The 16200-nt window shown below is 59.8% G+C and carries 14 protein-coding genes; 7 read left to right on the forward strand and 7 right to left on the reverse strand.

Annotated features, from left to right (window positions below; translation table 11 throughout):
* The first annotated feature begins 55 nt into the window (after positions 1 to 55).
* The 4 genes from HMPREF2875_RS01145 (at position 56) to HMPREF2875_RS01160 (ending at position 4293) form a co-directional block, all read left to right on the forward strand.
* On the forward strand, positions 56 to 1489 hold the full coding sequence (locus HMPREF2875_RS01145; protein ID WP_070669663.1) for an ATP-binding protein: 1434 nt from the start codon (positions 56 to 58) through the stop codon (positions 1487 to 1489).
* Positions 1490 to 1616: 127 nt separating this feature from the next.
* Positions 1617 to 2492 (forward strand): glucose-1-phosphate thymidylyltransferase RfbA, encoded by an 876-nt coding sequence (gene rfbA, locus HMPREF2875_RS01150; RefSeq protein ID WP_070669665.1) that lies wholly within the window; start codon positions 1617 to 1619, stop codon positions 2490 to 2492.
* Between the two features lie 52 nt (positions 2493 to 2544).
* Positions 2545 to 3417, forward strand: a complete 873-nt coding sequence (locus tag HMPREF2875_RS01155; protein ID WP_083311806.1) for a DsbA family protein — start codon at positions 2545 to 2547, stop codon at positions 3415 to 3417.
* An 81-nt stretch (positions 3418 to 3498) separates the two neighbouring features.
* Complete coding sequence (locus HMPREF2875_RS01160) at positions 3499 to 4293, forward strand: cytochrome c biogenesis CcdA family protein (RefSeq protein ID WP_070669667.1); 795 nt, start codon at positions 3499 to 3501, stop codon at positions 4291 to 4293.
* Positions 4294 to 4309: 16 nt separating this feature from the next.
* On the opposite strand, the gene HMPREF2875_RS01165 is transcribed toward HMPREF2875_RS01160, so the two are convergent.
* The 3 genes from HMPREF2875_RS01165 to HMPREF2875_RS01175 form a co-directional block, all read right to left on the reverse strand.
* Entirely contained in the window at positions 4310 to 4930 is a 621-nt protein-coding gene (locus HMPREF2875_RS01165) for an MBL fold metallo-hydrolase (protein ID WP_070669669.1), read from the reverse strand.
* 56 nt (positions 4931 to 4986) lie between these two features.
* Entirely contained in the window at positions 4987 to 6135 is a 1149-nt protein-coding gene (locus HMPREF2875_RS01170) for an S-(hydroxymethyl)mycothiol dehydrogenase (protein WP_070669671.1), read from the reverse strand.
* Between the two features lie 66 nt (positions 6136 to 6201).
* Positions 6202 to 7017, reverse strand: a complete 816-nt coding sequence (locus HMPREF2875_RS01175) for a GDSL-type esterase/lipase family protein (protein WP_070669673.1) — start codon at positions 7015 to 7017, stop codon at positions 6202 to 6204.
* 162 nt (positions 7018 to 7179) lie between these two features.
* On the opposite strand from HMPREF2875_RS01175, the gene HMPREF2875_RS01180 reads away from it, so the two are divergent.
* Positions 7180 to 8841, forward strand: a complete 1662-nt coding sequence (locus HMPREF2875_RS01180) for an AMP-binding protein (RefSeq protein WP_070669677.1) — start codon at positions 7180 to 7182, stop codon at positions 8839 to 8841.
* Positions 8842 to 9006: 165 nt separating this feature from the next.
* On the opposite strand, the gene nagE is transcribed toward HMPREF2875_RS01180, so the two are convergent.
* The 4 genes from nagE to HMPREF2875_RS01200 all read right to left on the reverse strand — a co-directional run bounded on the left by nagE (position 9007) and on the right by HMPREF2875_RS01200 (position 14196).
* Positions 9007 to 11166, reverse strand: coding sequence for an N-acetylglucosamine-specific PTS transporter subunit IIBC (gene nagE / locus HMPREF2875_RS01185; protein WP_070669679.1), 2160 nt, complete (start codon positions 11164 to 11166; stop codon positions 9007 to 9009).
* Positions 11167 to 11232: 66 nt separating this feature from the next.
* The gene (gene nagB, locus HMPREF2875_RS01190; RefSeq protein ID WP_070669680.1) at positions 11233 to 11994 is read right to left on the reverse strand and encodes a glucosamine-6-phosphate deaminase; all 762 of its coding nucleotides are present in this window, start codon (positions 11992 to 11994) and stop codon (positions 11233 to 11235) included.
* A 34-nt stretch (positions 11995 to 12028) separates the two neighbouring features.
* Positions 12029 to 13195 carry an N-acetylglucosamine-6-phosphate deacetylase gene (locus HMPREF2875_RS01195; protein ID WP_070669681.1) on the reverse strand — a complete coding sequence of 389 codons (1167 nt, stop codon included), beginning with the start codon at positions 13193 to 13195 and terminating at the stop codon, positions 12029 to 12031.
* 122 nt (positions 13196 to 13317) lie between these two features.
* On the reverse strand, positions 13318 to 14196 hold the full coding sequence (locus tag HMPREF2875_RS01200; protein ID WP_070669682.1) for an alpha/beta hydrolase: 879 nt from the start codon (positions 14194 to 14196) through the stop codon (positions 13318 to 13320).
* 231 nt (positions 14197 to 14427) lie between these two features.
* On the opposite strand from HMPREF2875_RS01200, the gene HMPREF2875_RS13135 reads away from it, so the two are divergent.
* Entirely contained in the window at positions 14428 to 14823 is a 396-nt protein-coding gene (locus tag HMPREF2875_RS13135; protein ID WP_070537291.1) for a hypothetical protein, read from the forward strand.
* Positions 14824 to 16062 carry an MFS transporter gene (locus HMPREF2875_RS01210; RefSeq protein WP_070669683.1) on the forward strand — a complete coding sequence of 413 codons (1239 nt, stop codon included), beginning with the start codon at positions 14824 to 14826 and terminating at the stop codon, positions 16060 to 16062.
* Positions 16063 to 16200: the final 138 nt, after the last annotated feature.

Below are 16200 nucleotides of genomic sequence, written 5' to 3' on the forward strand. Positions count from 1 at the left end.
CCACGTGTTATGTTATGTGTTATGTTGAGTGGCATGTAGAGAGAAAGGCCTGCTCATGACCCTAACGGAGCTCAGCGAGTTGATTGCACAGCTGCGGGTTATCGGCAGCGACAAGCAGTCCGTAGAAGTGAAGTCCGCTGTGGGCAAGGACGTGCTCTCTTCCCTGAGTGCCTTCGCCAATGGCACCGGCGGCACACTCATCGTTGGCCTATCAGAGGACGATGGCTTCACGCCCGTGAAGAACTTCTCCGCGTCCACATCCCAAGATCAACTAGAAACCCGCTGCCAACAGCTCATCCCTCCGGTTCGCCCCAATATCGACATCATTGAGTTCGAAGGCAGCACAGTACTTGTTGCAGCCATTGATGAACTCCCCGCCCGCGACAAGCCCTGCTATGTTTCCGAACGCGGCTTGTATAAGGGCAGCTATATTCGCACAGGTGATGGCGATACACGGCTCTCGCAGTACGAGGTGAACCGGCTCGTTGAGGAGCACACCCAGCCCACGTGGGACGAGGAGGCAATCCCTGACTCCTCCCTAGACGATATCGAGGGTGCAACCCTCGATGCATTTCTTGCAGTACAACAGGAACGCCGACCCAAAACCTTTGCCAATGGGCATGACACAGCGTTGAAACGATTACGCATCCTCAAGGGCGGCCACCCAACCCTGGCTTCCCTACTCGTGATGGGAGATTACCCTCAGGAGTTCTTCCCACGCCTCACCGTGACCTTCGCCCTCTTTCCGGGAACATCCAAAGGAGACGTCACCACGGGCATTCGCCTACTCGACAGCGCTACTCTTCACGGCACTATTCCGGAGCTAGTGAGCGAGGGCATCGATATTGTGAAAAAGAACATGCGCACTGCGGGTTTTATAGGCGATAAGTCTCGTACCGCACTTCCGGACTATCCCATAGTCGCTGTCCGTGAGGCCTTGGTGAATGCGCTCATGCACCGCGACTATTCCCCCACCGCTCGCGGCAGCCAAGTACAAATCAACATGTTTGTTGACCGCCTAGAAATCACCAGCCCGGGTGGTCTTTATGGAGGGGTTACGCTGCGGAATCTGGGAGAGGCTGGGGTCAGCTCTACCCGCAACCAACGGCTAACCACATTCCTGGAGGATATCCCCTTGCCAGAAGGCGGCGTCGCCGCGGAGAACCGCGGCACTGGCATCGCTACTATCCACCAAGCTTTGGCTGATGCGCTCATGCCGAAGCCAGAGATTATCAACCGGCTCGATAGTTTCACCATCATTTTTCACCGCCGCAAAGTGGCCACCCAGGAACGCTACGGCACGGCTCGCGACCACGTGGAGCACCTTCTCCATACCAGCCCATCCGTGTCTACGACGGAGCTGGTTGAGGCTACAAAGCTGAGCAGGACAGCAGTCCAGAAAGCGCTGAACGAGCTCATCCGCGATAATATCGCCGAGAAGACCGAACCCGGCCGCAGCCCCAAACAACGCTACAGACTGCGAAAATAGAGCATAACACTCAACATAACACTTAACTTCCCACGTGTTATGTTAAGTGGGAAGTTAAGTGTTATGTTCCCCCAGCCCGCGCCGCCGCGCCCCAGCGCTGGGCCCTCCTCCGTTAAGCTTAAACCTCATGAAGGGCATCATCCTCGCTGGCGGTTCTGGGACCCGCCTCTACCCCATCACCAAGGGCATCTCAAAGCAGCTCATGCCTATCTACGACAAGCCGATGGTCTATTACCCACTGACCACGCTGATTCAGGCCGGCATCCGTGAGATCCTCATCATCACCACCCCGGAGGACCAGGACGCCTTCAAGCGCCTACTGGGAGATGGCTCCCAGCTGGGCCTCATGCTCCACTATGCGGTCCAGCCGCGCCCAGAAGGCCTGGCCCAGGCCTTCCTCATTGCGGAAGACTTCATCGCTGATGACGACGTGGCACTCGTCTTGGGTGACAACATCTTCGAAGGCCACGGCTTCTCCACCGCACTTAATGAGTGCCGCCGCCCCGATGGCGGCATCATCTTTGCCTACGAGGTCTCCGACCCACAGCGCTATGGCGTCGTCGATTTCGACGAGACCGGCCAGGCCCTCTCCATCGAGGAAAAGCCCGCCACGCCAAAATCCAATCATGCCGTGGTGGGGTTGTACTTCTACGACAACTCCGTAGTGGAGATTGCGAAAGGCATTAAGCCCAGCGCGCGTGGGGAATTAGAAATCACCGCAGTCAACGAAGAATACCTGCGCCGCGGACGGCTCCGCGTCAAGCGCATGCAGCGCGGTGATGTCTGGCTCGATACCGGCACGGTGGACTCCATGAGTGAGGCCTCCGCATATGTGGAAGTCATGCAGAAGCGCACCGGCACCGTCATTGGCTCACCGGAAGTAGCCGCGTTTGCAGAAGGTTTCATCGACGCCGCAGCGCTTACCGCGCTGGCTCAGCCGCTCCTGAAATCCGGCTACGGCCACTACCTTCTCGCGGCCGCCGACGAGGGCCGTCCCAACTAATTAAATTCACCCCTAATCTGGCACGGCGCCGTGTAGCGGTTAAGGTAACGGCATGCCGAATTCACGCGAGTCCTCATCCTCCCGCAAGTCAGCCCTGTCCACGGTCAGCCCCATCGTGTGGGGAATGCTGGTGGTCATCCTTCTCTTGGTGGTCGTCATTGGCTTCCTACTGGGTGAACGCAATACGGGAAAGGATAACGTGGCACCGGGTGCTGAGCAGGTACAGACCAGCGCGGCCCCTGCGGACTCCAGTAAGGACATGGCTGCCGACGCCTCCAAGGCCACCCCCGGCACGAAATTTTCCGACGGGAAGGGTGACCCGATGACGTTCGGCCCCGGCGGCGACACCAAGTCCGGCGACATCACGGTGGTGCACCGCAAGAAGGAGGATGATCCTTTCGCCATTGGTGCGGTGGATGCCCCCGTAGTGATTTCAGAGTTTTCCGACTTCGAGTGCCCGTTCTGCTCCCGTCACGCCAACGTGACCGAGCCGGATATCCTCTCCAAGTACGTGGAGAAGGGCTTGGTGCGCATTGAGTGGAATGACTTCCCCGTCAACGGCCCTGCCGCCATCGAGGCCGCCAAGGCTGGACGCGCTGCCGCGGCACAAGGCAAGTTCGCGGAGTTCAAGCACGAGCTTTACACCGCCAGCAAGGACATCAGTGGCCACCCAGAGTTCGACATCGACGACTTCATGACATTTGCCAAGCAGGCCGGCGTTGCAGACCTGGATAAGTTCCGCCAGCAGGCCACGGACGATACCTACACGGAGGTCATCGAGACGGCCACTCGCTATGCTTCCCAGATTGGCATCACGGGTACTCCGGCATTCGTGGTGGGAGACCAGTTCGTCGGTGGCGCACAGCCGCCCGAGGTATTTGAGCAGATCATCCAAGAGCAGCTAGGAAAGGCAGCCAATGGATAAGCCGCCGCTGATTGTGTGGGTCTTCATCGCGCTCGTCCTTCTGACCGGGCTGCTGGGTGGTTATGCGGTGGGGGTGAGCGTATGAGCATCGGGATTTTCGGTGCCCTCATCGCTGGCGTGCTGACTTTGATCAGCCCCTGTTCAGCGCTGTTGGTGCCGGCCTTCTTTGCCTATGCCTTTGATTCGCAGCGCCAGCTGCTGTTTAAGACCCTGGTGTTCTTCCTAGGCTTGTGCACCACGCTCGTGCCCATCGGCATGGGGTTGGCCGCCCTGCTCGCGCAGTATCGCAGCCAGGTCATCACGGTGGCGGGCTGGATCATTATCGCCCTGGGAATCTTTACCGCGCTGGGCGGTGGCTTTCGCATCCCCGGCATGGATGCGCTCTCCGGAAAAGCCCGGGGCAGGGTGTTTCTGCTTGGTGCGGTGTATGGCTTTGCCGGTTTTTGCGCGGGCCCGCTGTTGGGTGCTGTTCTCACCACGGCGGCTGCATCCGGCAACGCACTCTGTGGCGGGATCATCATGGTGGCGTATGCCGCGGGCATGGCCGCGCCACTCTTCCTGCTGGCTGCGCTGTGGGAGCGCCTCGACGTCGGTTCGTGGCGGTGGCTGCGCGGACGCGAAGTCACTGTAGGCCCCGTACACACGAATACCGTGTCCATTGTGTCGGGAGCATTCTTCGTGCTCATCGGCGCGCTGTTCATTGTCAGTTATGGCAGTGCGACACTGCCCGCGGTACTGAGCACGGATGCGCAGTTCGCGGTGCAGGAAAAGGCTCGCAGCTTCAGCGAAGGCGTAGCGGATGCCTGGGTCTGGTTCGGCCTGTCCCTGGCCGCCACGGTGGCGGTGGGCATTAAGGCTGCCCGCACGCCGGCCTAGGGCCGGCGTTTAAGAGTTAGTAGCCGCGGGCGACGTATTCGTCGATGCGGGCAGCTTCCGCGCCCACAGTGGTCTCATCGCCGTGGCCCGGCAGGACGCGGGTCTCCGGCGGGAGGTTGAGCACGCGGTTGCGCAGGGACTCGATGATGACATCGAAATCGGAGTACTTGCGGCCCGTAGCTCCCGGGCCACCGTTGAAGAGGGTGTCCCCGGAGAGCAGGGTGTTATCGGCGGCGTCGTACAGCACGACGCAGCCCGGGGAGTGGCCCGGGGTGTGGAAGACCACGAGATCCTCCCCACCAATCTTGAAGATCTGGTTATCCTCCAGCGCGGCGTAGTTAGACTCCGCGTGGGTTTCGCGCCACAGCTGCTCATCGTCCGGATGGAGGTAGAGCTGCACACCATAGTGCTCAGCAATCTCAGGAGCGAGCTCGCAGTGATCGTTGTGCGCGTGGGTAAGCAGCACACCCGTCACGGAGCGCTCGCCCACCTCGTCGTAAATGCGCTCGGCATCGTGTGCCGGATCCACGATGTAGAGCTCCTGGCCACCGGAGACGATGTAGACGTTGTTGTCCACGTCCCACTCACCGCCATCAAGGCGGAACTTGCCAGAGGTGACAAACTGTTCAATCTTCATTTCGGGTTCCTTTCCGGGCTGAGGTAAAGCTCGTGCTTGTGAAGATTCGGCTTTCTTTAGAATTCGACGACGGACCGCAGAACCTTGCCAGCTTTCATGGTGCCGAAGGCCTCTTCGACGTCGTCTAGCGCAATGCGCTCAGAAACGAACTTGTCCAGCGGGAACTGGCCGTTCTTGGACAAGGATACGTAAGCCGGGAAGTCACGCTCCGGCAGGCAGTCGCCGTACCACGCCGGTTTGATGGAACCGCCGCGGCCATAGAGATCGATGGCGGGGATGTCGACGTGGTCGGTGAGGTTGGGAACGCCCACCATCACCATGCGGCCGGCGTGGTCGCGGGAGTAGAAAGCCTGGCGCCAGGTGGGCTGGATACCTACAGCATCAATGGTGACGTCGGTGCCGAAGCCGTCGGTAAGCTCACGCACGGCCTCGATTACCTCATCCTCGGAGAGGTCCTTGCCGCAAATAGTGTCAGTTGCGCCGAACTCACGGGCGGTCTCAAGCTTGTTTTCATCAAGGTCCACGGCGATAATCTTCGCTGCACCGGCCAACTTCGCGCCGGCAATCGCAGCAGTGCCCACACCACCGCAGCCGAAGACAGCCACGGACTCGCCAAGCTGGATGTCAGCGGTGTTAACGGCCGCGCCCAGGCCCGCCATGATGCCGCAGCCGAGCAGACCGGCGGCGGCCGGGTCGGTCTCCTCTACCTTGGTGCACTGGCCCTCGTGGACCAGGGTCTTCTCGGCGAAGGAACCAATGCCGAGCGCCGGGGTGAGCTCGGTGCCGGCGTCTGTATCCCCATCCGCGAGCGTCATCTTCGCGGACGCGTTGTGGGTATTGAAACAGTACTTCGGCTCGCCCTTCTTACATGCACGGCACTCACCGCACACCGCGCGCCAATTCAGGATGACGAAGTCACCAACCTCAACGTGGCTAACGGCAGAACCTACGCGCTCGACGACGCCCGCCGCCTCATGGCCCAACAGGAAGGGGAAAGCATCCTCAATGTCACCATCGCGGTAGGCCAAGTCGGTATGGCAGACACCGCAGGCCTGCACCTTGACGATGACATCGTGCTCACCGGGGGCGGGAACTACGATGTTGACGGTCTCGACGGGCGCACCTTTGGAACGTGCAATGACGCCGCGGACAACCTCCGCACCTTGCTGGGAGCTATTTTCATTTACATTTTCATTAACAGTCATGCCCGCGAGGGTACGCGAAAGGCCCGAGCAACGTCGCCCGGGCCCAACGAGAAGACGAGTTCGCCTTTAGAAGCTAGCGAGATGGTTGGCCACAAACTCGTGACCACGCGCGTTGACATGCAGCGGCAGGTTGCCCGGCCCTGCAGAGAAGTCCACGAGACCTGCCCACAGGCGCTTATTGGCATCCGCACACATGCCGCGGTCCCACGTCATCGGCTTCATGTCCACAAACTCCGTGCCGGTCGCGTGAGCCAAGTCCACCTGCATCCACTGCGTGACATTCTCATAGCGCTGGACCATCGGCAAAGCGGTGGCATCAGCCGGCTTAGGGCCAACGTGGATAAGGCAGTAACGGTCACCAGAACCGATAGTCGGGTAACCCACAATCTGAATGCGGGCATTCGGCGCAGCGGCACGAATCTTGTGAATAATCGGCGCGTTGGCGCCAACCCAGCGGGCACGCATGTCCTTATCAGACAGCCCAGCGTTGTTGTACGTGTCATTGAAACCGCCGGCGTAGATCACGCGTTGGGTCTCAGCGGTGAGCTTGCCACGGCGAATTGCATCATCAACCTGCGCATTCATCTGCGGGCCCTGCGACATCGATACCGCACCAGAGCAGGAGAAGTCCGCCACCGGCATGCCCAGCTTGGCGGCGGTACGCTTGGCAAAGTTATTACCGGATGGGCAATCCAGGCTGGGATTGCGGCCGGACGAGCCCAAGCGCGAGGAGAGGTAGGTATCCAACTGCGGGTCTGCCAGGACGGAGTCGCCGAAGGCAACGAGGTTGCGTTCCGCTGCTGCTGCCTGGGGAGCCTGAGAAAGACCGACTGCCACGAGGAGGGTTGCGCAGAGGGCCGCGAGGCGCTGAGTAGACTTCACGTGACGAGTTCCTTTCGGGAAAGAGTATGTTCTAGACCGAAACCATAATAGACTAAGCTAACGATTGAAGCTTATGTAACAATAGCAACACCTTTAACATATTGCTCTGATTGACGGCCTTTCTATCCCTCCCTATCGCCTCTACCCCACCACGAGAATCTTATGAAGCTTTCTGATATCACCTTCCACGCCACCGCGATCGCTCGGTTTATCCCCTCGCTCTTCCACGCCGGCCTCATCAGCCCCGCCGGCGGGCCCCGCGCTTGGGCTGCAACCCTGCCCGTCTTGGCACGCTACCGTTTCACCACCGCCCGCGAGGTCGAGCAGGCCTACCTGACCTGCCCGGAACGCCTGGCGCTTATCGACGACAACGGGGCCCTCACCTACCGCCAACTCCGCGATCACTCCCAGACCTTCGCGCGCTGGCTGCTCTCGAAAAACCTCGACGAGATCCGCTTAGGCGTCATGGCCCGCAACGGCCGCGGCATCATTACCCCGTTGGCAGCCAAGGGCTATGCGGGCGCGCACATCTTCTTGCTCAACGTGGGTTCCTCCCCGGAGCAGCTGGCCGGCTGCATCGAGGAAAACCGCATCAACGTGCTCGTCATCGATGATGAGTTTATTGACCGCCTCTACCCTGTCGGCGACCTCCCCGAAGGCCTGTCCGTCGTCATCGCTCACGAATCCGGCGAAGATCGTCCGGCGGCGCTGGCTGCGGCTCCTACGCTGCGCCAGATTGTGATGCGCCCGCGGGACGTCGAGAAGCACAAGCTTCCCGCCTGGCCCCAGCACGGGCATATCGTGCTCATGTCCTCCGGCACCACCGGAATTCCCAAGGGCATCATGCGCCCAGAGCCCACAATGCCGGTGGTCGTGGCCTCCATTGTGGGCTCGGTGCCGTGGCGCGCGAACCAGAAGGTGCAGATGACCGCCTCTATTTTCCACACGTGGGGCTGGGCCTGCATCAACATTGCGCTAGGTCTGCGCAACACCATCGTGACGCGGCGCGTCTTTGACCCGGCGGCCGCACTCGATGACATTCAGCGCTACCAGCTCGATGGCCTGCTGTCCTCCCCTGTTTTCTTCCGTCAGATGGTCGAAGCCGACCCCGATGCGCACTATGACACCTCGAGCCTGCAGTTCATTGCCTCGGCTGGTCATGCGCTGACCCCGGAGATTGTCAAGGAAACCCACGAGCGCTTCGGACCGATTCTGTGCAATGTCTATGGTTCGACAGAGCTCGCGCTGGCATCGACGGCCAGCATGGAGGAGGTGGCCAAGGACCCCACCATTGGCGGCAAGATTGCCTCCGGCACGAAACTGCGCATCCTCGATGAGGACGGCAACGAGGTTCCCCGCGGTGAGGTCGGCGAGATTTACCTGACCAATTCCACCGCACTTATCGGCTACACCAACCCGAAGATTCCGCTCAACAAGGTCGACGGCCTCATTTCCATCGGTGACCTGGGCTATATCGATGCCGAGGGTTACCTGCATGTGGTGGGCCGCGCCGATGACATGATCATCGTCGGCGGTGAGAACGTCCACCCACAGTCGGTGACTGAGGTGCTGGAGGCCATGCCGGGCATCGCGGAGGTGCATGCAGGCGGCGTGGAGGATGAGACCACCTTCCAGCGCATCGCCGTGTGGGCCGTGACGACCCGTGATGCGTTGGGCAACGCCGTGACTGCCGACGCCATCCGCACCTGGGTCCGCGAGAACCTCGCCGACCACTCGGTGCCGCGCGACGTCCACTTCCTAGACAAGCTGCCGCGCAACGCCACGGGCAAGGTGGTGCCGCGCCTGCTAAGGAGCACCGACTAGCCCACGCCTATTCCTCTCAAGGCATAGAACCCCCAAGCCAAAACTGCCCGAGTTGCCAAAACCAACCTTGCTTCATGCGATGTGGAGCGAAGGTTTTGGCAACTAGGGCAGTTTTTATGTCTGGGTTTTAGTCCCGCCGGCCCCTGAGGTGGGCCGAGGGGCAGATTAGCTGCTGCGCTTGACGGTTGCTGCGACCTCACCTGGCAGGGCATGGCCCTCGCGAGTGATGTCGATGCCGGCGACTTGCTTGGCCGTCGGGCACACCACCGGGGTGATGAGGTTGACGCCGCGCTCGCGTAGCGCCTTGGCATCCACCGCGATGATCGGCGTGCCAGCGGTGACGGTATCGCCCTTCTTGGCCAGGGCGGTGAAACCTTCGCCCTTGAGCTCCACGGTGTCGATGCCGATGTGAATGAGCAGGTCCAGCCCATCCGCAGTCTTCATACCGAAGGCGTGGCGCGTCTTGAAGACCATGGTGATGGTGCCGTCGACCGGTGCGCAGACGTCGAAGGCATCGACGGCATCAGGCATCACGGCGAAGCCTTCGCCCACCATACCCTGTGCAAAGGACGCATCCGGGACCTGGGAGAGCTCGACGACGTCTCCGGCGAACGGGGCACGCACGGGGATGTCCGCGACGCTTCCGCTCATCGCGTCAGCGTCGCCGACGGTGGCACTGGCCGGGACACTCTTGGCACCGACGCTGGTTCCAGCGGCGGCAGCTGCGCTTGTGGCACCTGCCGTGGCCAAAGCCGGGGAGCCGTGGTGCAGCTGGTGGCTGACCTCGTCATACATGAACTGCACGGCCGGGCCGACGATGACCTGCACGCTCTTCTCGGAGGGGTGGATAACACCGGAGACGGCGGCGCGTTTGATCAAGGAGTCGCGAACAAGCGCACGCTCCTTCACGCCGACGCGCAGGCGCGTGGTGCAGTAGTCCAGCGAATCAATGTTGTCCTTGCCGCCTAGGCCCTCGATGATGTGGGCGGCATCGCGAGCGGTCTTGTCATCACCGCTGACAGAATCCTCCGTGGATTCTGCGGCAGCATCGTCCTCACCGCGACCCGGGGTCTTGAGGTTGAGCCAGCCGATGAGGAAGTAGAAGATGACAAAGTACAGGGCGAAGAAGGCGATGCCCATGACCAGCAGCATGTACCACTTGTTCGCCAGCGGGTTCTGGGAGGAGAGCAGCATATCCACAAAGCCCGCGGAGAAACCGAAGCCGGCGGTCCATTCCATGGCTGCGGCGATGAAGACCGAGAGGCCCATGAGCAGTGCGTGCACCACGTACAGCAGCGGGGCAACGAACATGAAGGAGAACTCCAGCGGCTCGGTCACGCCGGTGAAGAAGGAAGCCAGGGCACCAGCAGCCATGAGCGAGCCGACGACCTTGCGCTTGCTCTTATCCGCGCGCAGATACATGGCAAGCGCCGCACCTGGCAGACCGAACATCATGACGGGGAAGAATCCAGCCTGGTAGCGGCCCACAACGCCCTCGACCGTGCACTGGCCGTTGGCCCAGATACCCGGGCAGTCAGCAGCGGAGGTGGCAGCGGCGGCTGCCTCGATGGTCTTCTGGCCGCTCTGGAAATTACCAATGTCATTAATGCCGATGACATCAAACCAGAAGACGGAGTTCAGAGCGTGGTGCAGGCCGGTCGGGATGAGCAGGCGGTTGGCCACGCCGTAGATACCAGCGCCCGCCGCACCAAGGCCCTGGATGGAGGCACCAAAGTTGAACAGCGCGTGGTAAATGAACGGCCACACGAAGTAGAGGATGCCGGAGACCACGATGGCGAAGATCGCGGTCAGAATCGGCACGAGGCGCCGCCCAGAGAAGAAGGCGAGGAAGTCCGGCAGCTTGGTGCCGTGGAAGCGGTTATATACCCAGGCGGCCATGATGCCGGCGAGGATGCCGAAGAGGACGTTACCGCCGCCCACGGCGTTCCAGCCTTCCGCGGCCCACTCCAGTGCCTCATCACCAGTCAGCGCCGTGGGGTCTTCAATGCCGCGGTAGCCGGCCACGGCGTCGGGGCCCAGCAGCTTCATGAAGGTAGCAAAGGCCAGGAAACCAGAGAGCGCGGCGGCACCGTTGGAATCTTTAGCCAGGCCGAAGGCAATGGCGATGGCGAAGATCCAGCCCAGGTTGGCCAGGACCGCGTCACCGGAGCTGATCAGCAGCTGGGCGGCGAGGTTATCCGGGCCAGCCGCACTAGAAATCCAGTAGCCAACACCACTGAGAATTGCAGCGACGGGCAGCACCGCCACAGCGCCCATAAGGGCTTTTCCGAGCCGCTGCAGCGGCCCCATCACATTGAATTTCATAAGGGAGAGTCCTTTCTGAAAGGGAGAAGTATGAAATTAGAAAGAGAAATCTGGCTGAAGTTTTTCCTACAGACGGTTCTGGTCCGCGTAAAGGTAGTACTCGCGGTCCTCCAGGAGGGAGGCAGCGGCTTCATCAACGATGACGGTCGCACGCGGGTGCAGCTGCAGTACCGAGCCAGGGCAGTGCGCTGAAAGTGGGCCCTCGACCATCGCGTGCACAGCCTTGGCTTTATTGCTGCCGGTGGCGATGAGGAGCAGGTGGCGGGCCTCACTAATCGTGCCAAGGCCCTGAGTCAGCGCGTGGCGCGGAACGTCTTCCTCGTTGTCGAAGAAGCGGGAGTTATCCTTCACGGTCTGCGGGTGCAGCGCCACCACGTGGGTGCGGGACGTCAGGGAGCTCGACGGCTCGTTGAAACCGATGTGGCCATTAGCGCCAATACCCAACAACTGGACATCGACGCCTCCGGCATTCCGGATGGACTGGTCATAGGCGGCCGTCGCCGCCACGGGGTCGGTAGCGTTGCCTTCTGGGCTCTTCACCAGGGCGTCGTCAAAGTCGACGTGGCTGGTGAAGTCACGGCGGATGGTGGCGTAATAGGACTGCTCGTGCTCGGGGGCGAGGCCTAAGTATTCGTCGAGAAGAAAAGCGCGGCTGCCTGCGAAGCTGACCTCGCCGCGCTCGTGGCGGGCAATGAGTTCCTTGTACGTGGCCACCGGGGTGGACCCCGTGGCCAGGCCCAGGGTGGCGGAATTGTTGGCGTAGCTTGCGAGGATATCGGCAGCCGCGACGGCAACCTCGGCTGGGGTAGAGCGGATAAGGATGTCCATGATCTGCCTTCCTGATGTGAGCGAGAGTGTTGTTTTAAGAGTTTATAAATTCGGTACCACCGACAATGACTCGCACCGGTTCCAGCTGGGCATTAAGGCCCACCAGGTTGGCGCGTGCACCAACCGCGATGCGGCCGAGTTCCTTGCACCCCAACACATCGGCGGCCGTGGCGGAGGTAAAGCGCACTGCCTCGCCCAGACCATGTCGCGCGGCAAAGCTGGCGAATTGCTGGGCCAAGGTGGACGTACCACCCGCGATAGCGCCGCTGGGCACGCGCGCTACTCCCCCGCTCACCGTGACGGGAAGGGAGCCCAATTCATAGTCACCGTCGGCCATTCCAGCGGCCGCCATGGCATCAGTGATGGCGAAGGCTCGGTGGCTGTGGGCCATGTCTACGGTGCCGTCGACAAGATGCACGCCGTCTGCGATGAGCTCGACGGCCACGTCCCCCGCCTTCGCCGCGGTGAGCAAAGCCGCGACCGGGCCCGGCGCGCGGTGGTGAATAGAAGGCATGCCATTGAAGAGGTGCGTGCCGGTCACGGTGACTCCGAGCTCCTTAGCTCGGGCAATGACGCCCAACGTGGTGTCATAATCGGCCTCGGTATGGCCCAAGCTGGCGATAATGCCATGCTCCGCGCAGACTTCGAGCAGCTTGTCAGCGTTTTCCGTTTCCGGCGCAAAGGTAATCGAACGCAGGTGGCCGCGGGCCGCTTCAATCACCGCGCGGAAGAAGTCCGGGTCACCTGGCACGATGCGCGAAGGGTCTTGTGCGCCGCACTTGGCCGCGGCGATGAAAGGGCCCTCCATGTGGATGCCGGCGATTTCGTCTTCTTCAGCCAGCTGAGCCAAAAGCTCGGCCCGGGCACACAGCTCTTCTTGGGTACCGGAAACCAAGCTGGCCAGCAACGTCGTGGTGCCGTGCGCGCGGTGGAAACGGGCGGCGGCCAGGCACTGCTCATAGGCACCATTGGGGAATCCCCCGCCGTTGCCGCCGTGGTTGTGCAGGTCCACGAAACCGGGTACCCACAGCAACGCATCTGGGTCCCCGGCGCGCCAGGCGGCCTCGGCTGCGGGGACGTCGCCAAGCTTTATGCCCTCAATACTCTCCCCGAACGTGACGGCCCCGGCGCGCAGCTCGAAGTTCTCATCGATGTAGAGGCCTTCCACGTGGCCTTGAATCTTAGTTGCCTCTGCCTGCATGACTCATTCGATTCTGCTTGTACAGGCTGGCGTGGCGCAGCCCGGTTGATAATTCATTTGAAATTTATCAGGGCTGTCGATTTTTGTGAATGTTTCGGGTGCACCGCATGGGGTGCTGCGAGTTACCAACCGCGGGTATCTACTCGGTCCCAGAGCTCGTTATTCGCCAACTCACCAGCGTCCGTCGGTGAAGCGCCAACGAATACATCTCGTGCATCAGAATCATCAGTGAGGATGTAGCGGAACCACGCGGTGGCATAACCATTCCCGAACTCAAGGACGTCCTTGTGGTCCGCGCCCAGCCGCCGTGCACCGATCACCGGCCCACCGGCGGCGTCAAAGTTCTCCTGTAGGTCTGACCACGGGCTGACAAGCCAGCGGTCCGAGCGGCCATCACTCGTCATCAAGAACAGCGGCGCCTTGACGTCCGCGGTGGTGTAGTCCCAGTCATTGGACTGTGCCACCTTGTGGGACGCCGGGCTCGCCGCATACACAGCTGCTACCTCCACTTGTGCCGCAGCGTTAATCGCACCAGCACCACCTTGTGAGTGTCCGAAAATACCGACCCGCGATCGGTCCACACGGGATTCCAGTTCCGGCAAGCGCTCAATTAAGTGCACGACATTCTCCCCGGTTCCGGTTTGGGGAGTCTCATCGCCGACAACCACGAAGCCCCAACTAGCCAGATGCTCCGCCACGGGTAGGTAGCTGCTCAATGGCGTGTTCGTGCCATTAGCCATGACCACCGCCGGAAATGGTCCCGCGCCCGTCGGTGCCACAACGGTCACGTCACCGTCACGCCGCACATCGACCTCGTGCGGCCCCTCGCCCGCAAACGATGCTTCCAGCGGGCCACCCGTTTCAGCGCTATAGCCGGCAGCCACGCCGTCATCACCTGTCACGCTATCTGCGTCTACCCACTGCATGAATCCCACAAACCCGACAAACGCCACGACAATCACGGCTACTACAGCAATTATGCCAACCACAAACTTTTTCATGCTCTACATTTTGAAGTTCACAAGAGCGAAAGACACTAGCGCTAGCGCTACTTTTTCCTGTACACAGAGCATGACCTGCCTCCATTTGAAGCGGGGGCATACAGGTCTAGAGGTGTAAAAAAGTGACGCCACAAATCTTCAGAAAGATCGCTTCTTTCCCCACTCCCTTGTAATGTGTTGTGCACATCACTATTCTATCTAATGTCATAACCATCACACCCAGGAGTAATCATGTTCATATTTGAAACACTTCCAGAAATAGTAACAGTAGGAGGTTCGACTCCATCCAGAGTTCAAGGCCGAGAAGCGGTTGCTGAAAGCAAAGTTTCAATCCGACTCTCTGACACAGAATCCTTGGACAAGTGCCTTTATCAGCTCGAGGTGTCCGACGCCCGCCTGGCAGAAAGAGGTCCAAAAGTCCCAGGACCATACGATTGGCAGTTCGTCATCAAGGAAGTCCTCGAAGATGGAAGCGCGGTTGTCCACTTCGGAGTCGCTTGGTACGACATGGGATTTTTCAAAGAAAAGAAAAGCGTATTTCAGGACGCTCGACATTCGAATATGTTCAGCTCAATGGGAGTGCACCAAGACGATATTTCAATTGAGCATTGGATAAAGTCAGCCTAAATGCATCCTCCAAGAAATAGTGGTGGCAAAGGGTTTTTATCTATCTACACCCTGACCACCACATATTTTTTATTGTCAGTGTGCGGGTCAATGACCAGCCTCTCGATTTCACTCCACTTCGCCGAACTCAACAAAGGCGAACTGTTGGTGGCAAGCATCTTCATCTCGGGTACTTGCGCTCAAGTTTTTGCAGTCCCCTTTCTGACTCCGCTCTTCAACACATTCAACAGCTATCACATTGCGCTTGCTGCGCTTTTCTTGGATCTTCTGGGCTTGTTATCAATGGCGGCCTATCCAGAGCCTTCGATCCTCATTCTTGGAAACCTCGTCACCGCATGCTTAAGCGGCCTGTCAATTCCATCCATTTTCACCATCGCTGATTCTCAGGTCGGCGAAGGTCAGCAGGCGAAAGCCTTCTCCCTCTTAGATACAGCCCGACTTGGCGGCGGATTCCTTGGACCGCCTCTAGGTGGATTACTGCTGGACCAAAGAAACCTGCAGACAGCGCTCTTCGTTGAAGCCTTCGCCGTTGGAGTCTCGCTGCTTGCTTTTTATTTCCTTTATAAATCCTCACCCCAGAAAACACTGCTTCATCCAGAAACCAAAGACTCTTCACCGAGTTTTCTCCAGAAGGTCCTCGAAGCACCTTCTCTTTTGCTGAAGAATAGAAGCGCTCGGTCCGCGTTAACCAGCATTTGGGGAGCAATTATCTGCACCTCAATTTTCAACGTTTCGCTTGTCTTCTATACGACAAAGACCCTCCACGTAAGCGGTACGTTATATGCCATCATTGCCCAAGCATTTATCGTCGGCCGCATCTTTGGTGCACGGCTTTCAGCTCGCTTTCACTCACAGAACGCCGAGAAGGTCCTGACCGGGGCAGGATTCGCCATGGGGTGCTTCATAGCTTTACCTGGACTATTTCCCTCATTGTGGCTCTGCATCCCATGCTTCCTCCTGGGCGGAGTCTGCAATGCCGCTCAGGTAGCCGCACTACGAATAGTCGTTGTCGGATCCGTACCTGATGAAGTGAAACCCAAAGCCCTTTCTACGATGGGTTCAATTAACAGCTCCGCAATGCTTATTGGATACATCATCGGGGCACCTGTTGTAAGTGCCATTGGCCCAGCTGCGGCCCTTGTCGTATCAGGGTTTGGCACCTCTATCCTCACTACGGGCCCAACACTGAAGACCACCATGTACGGTGACTCCGGTAACCAAGGCAACGACGGCAAATAGCAATTAATTTTGTAGTAAATCTACTTCGCCAGTTATCTGGAGATATAGCCAAATGTCACCATGGCAAACGGCACGCTACGGACCGAAACTATCCCCTATCCCGTTGTTAGGACCACGGATTTAGTAACGCCGTGGTGA

Origin of the sequence: Corynebacterium sp. HMSC078H07 (assembly GCF_001812805.1) — a bacterium.
In the GTDB taxonomy this organism is placed as follows: Bacteria; Actinomycetota; Actinomycetes; order Mycobacteriales; family Mycobacteriaceae; genus Corynebacterium.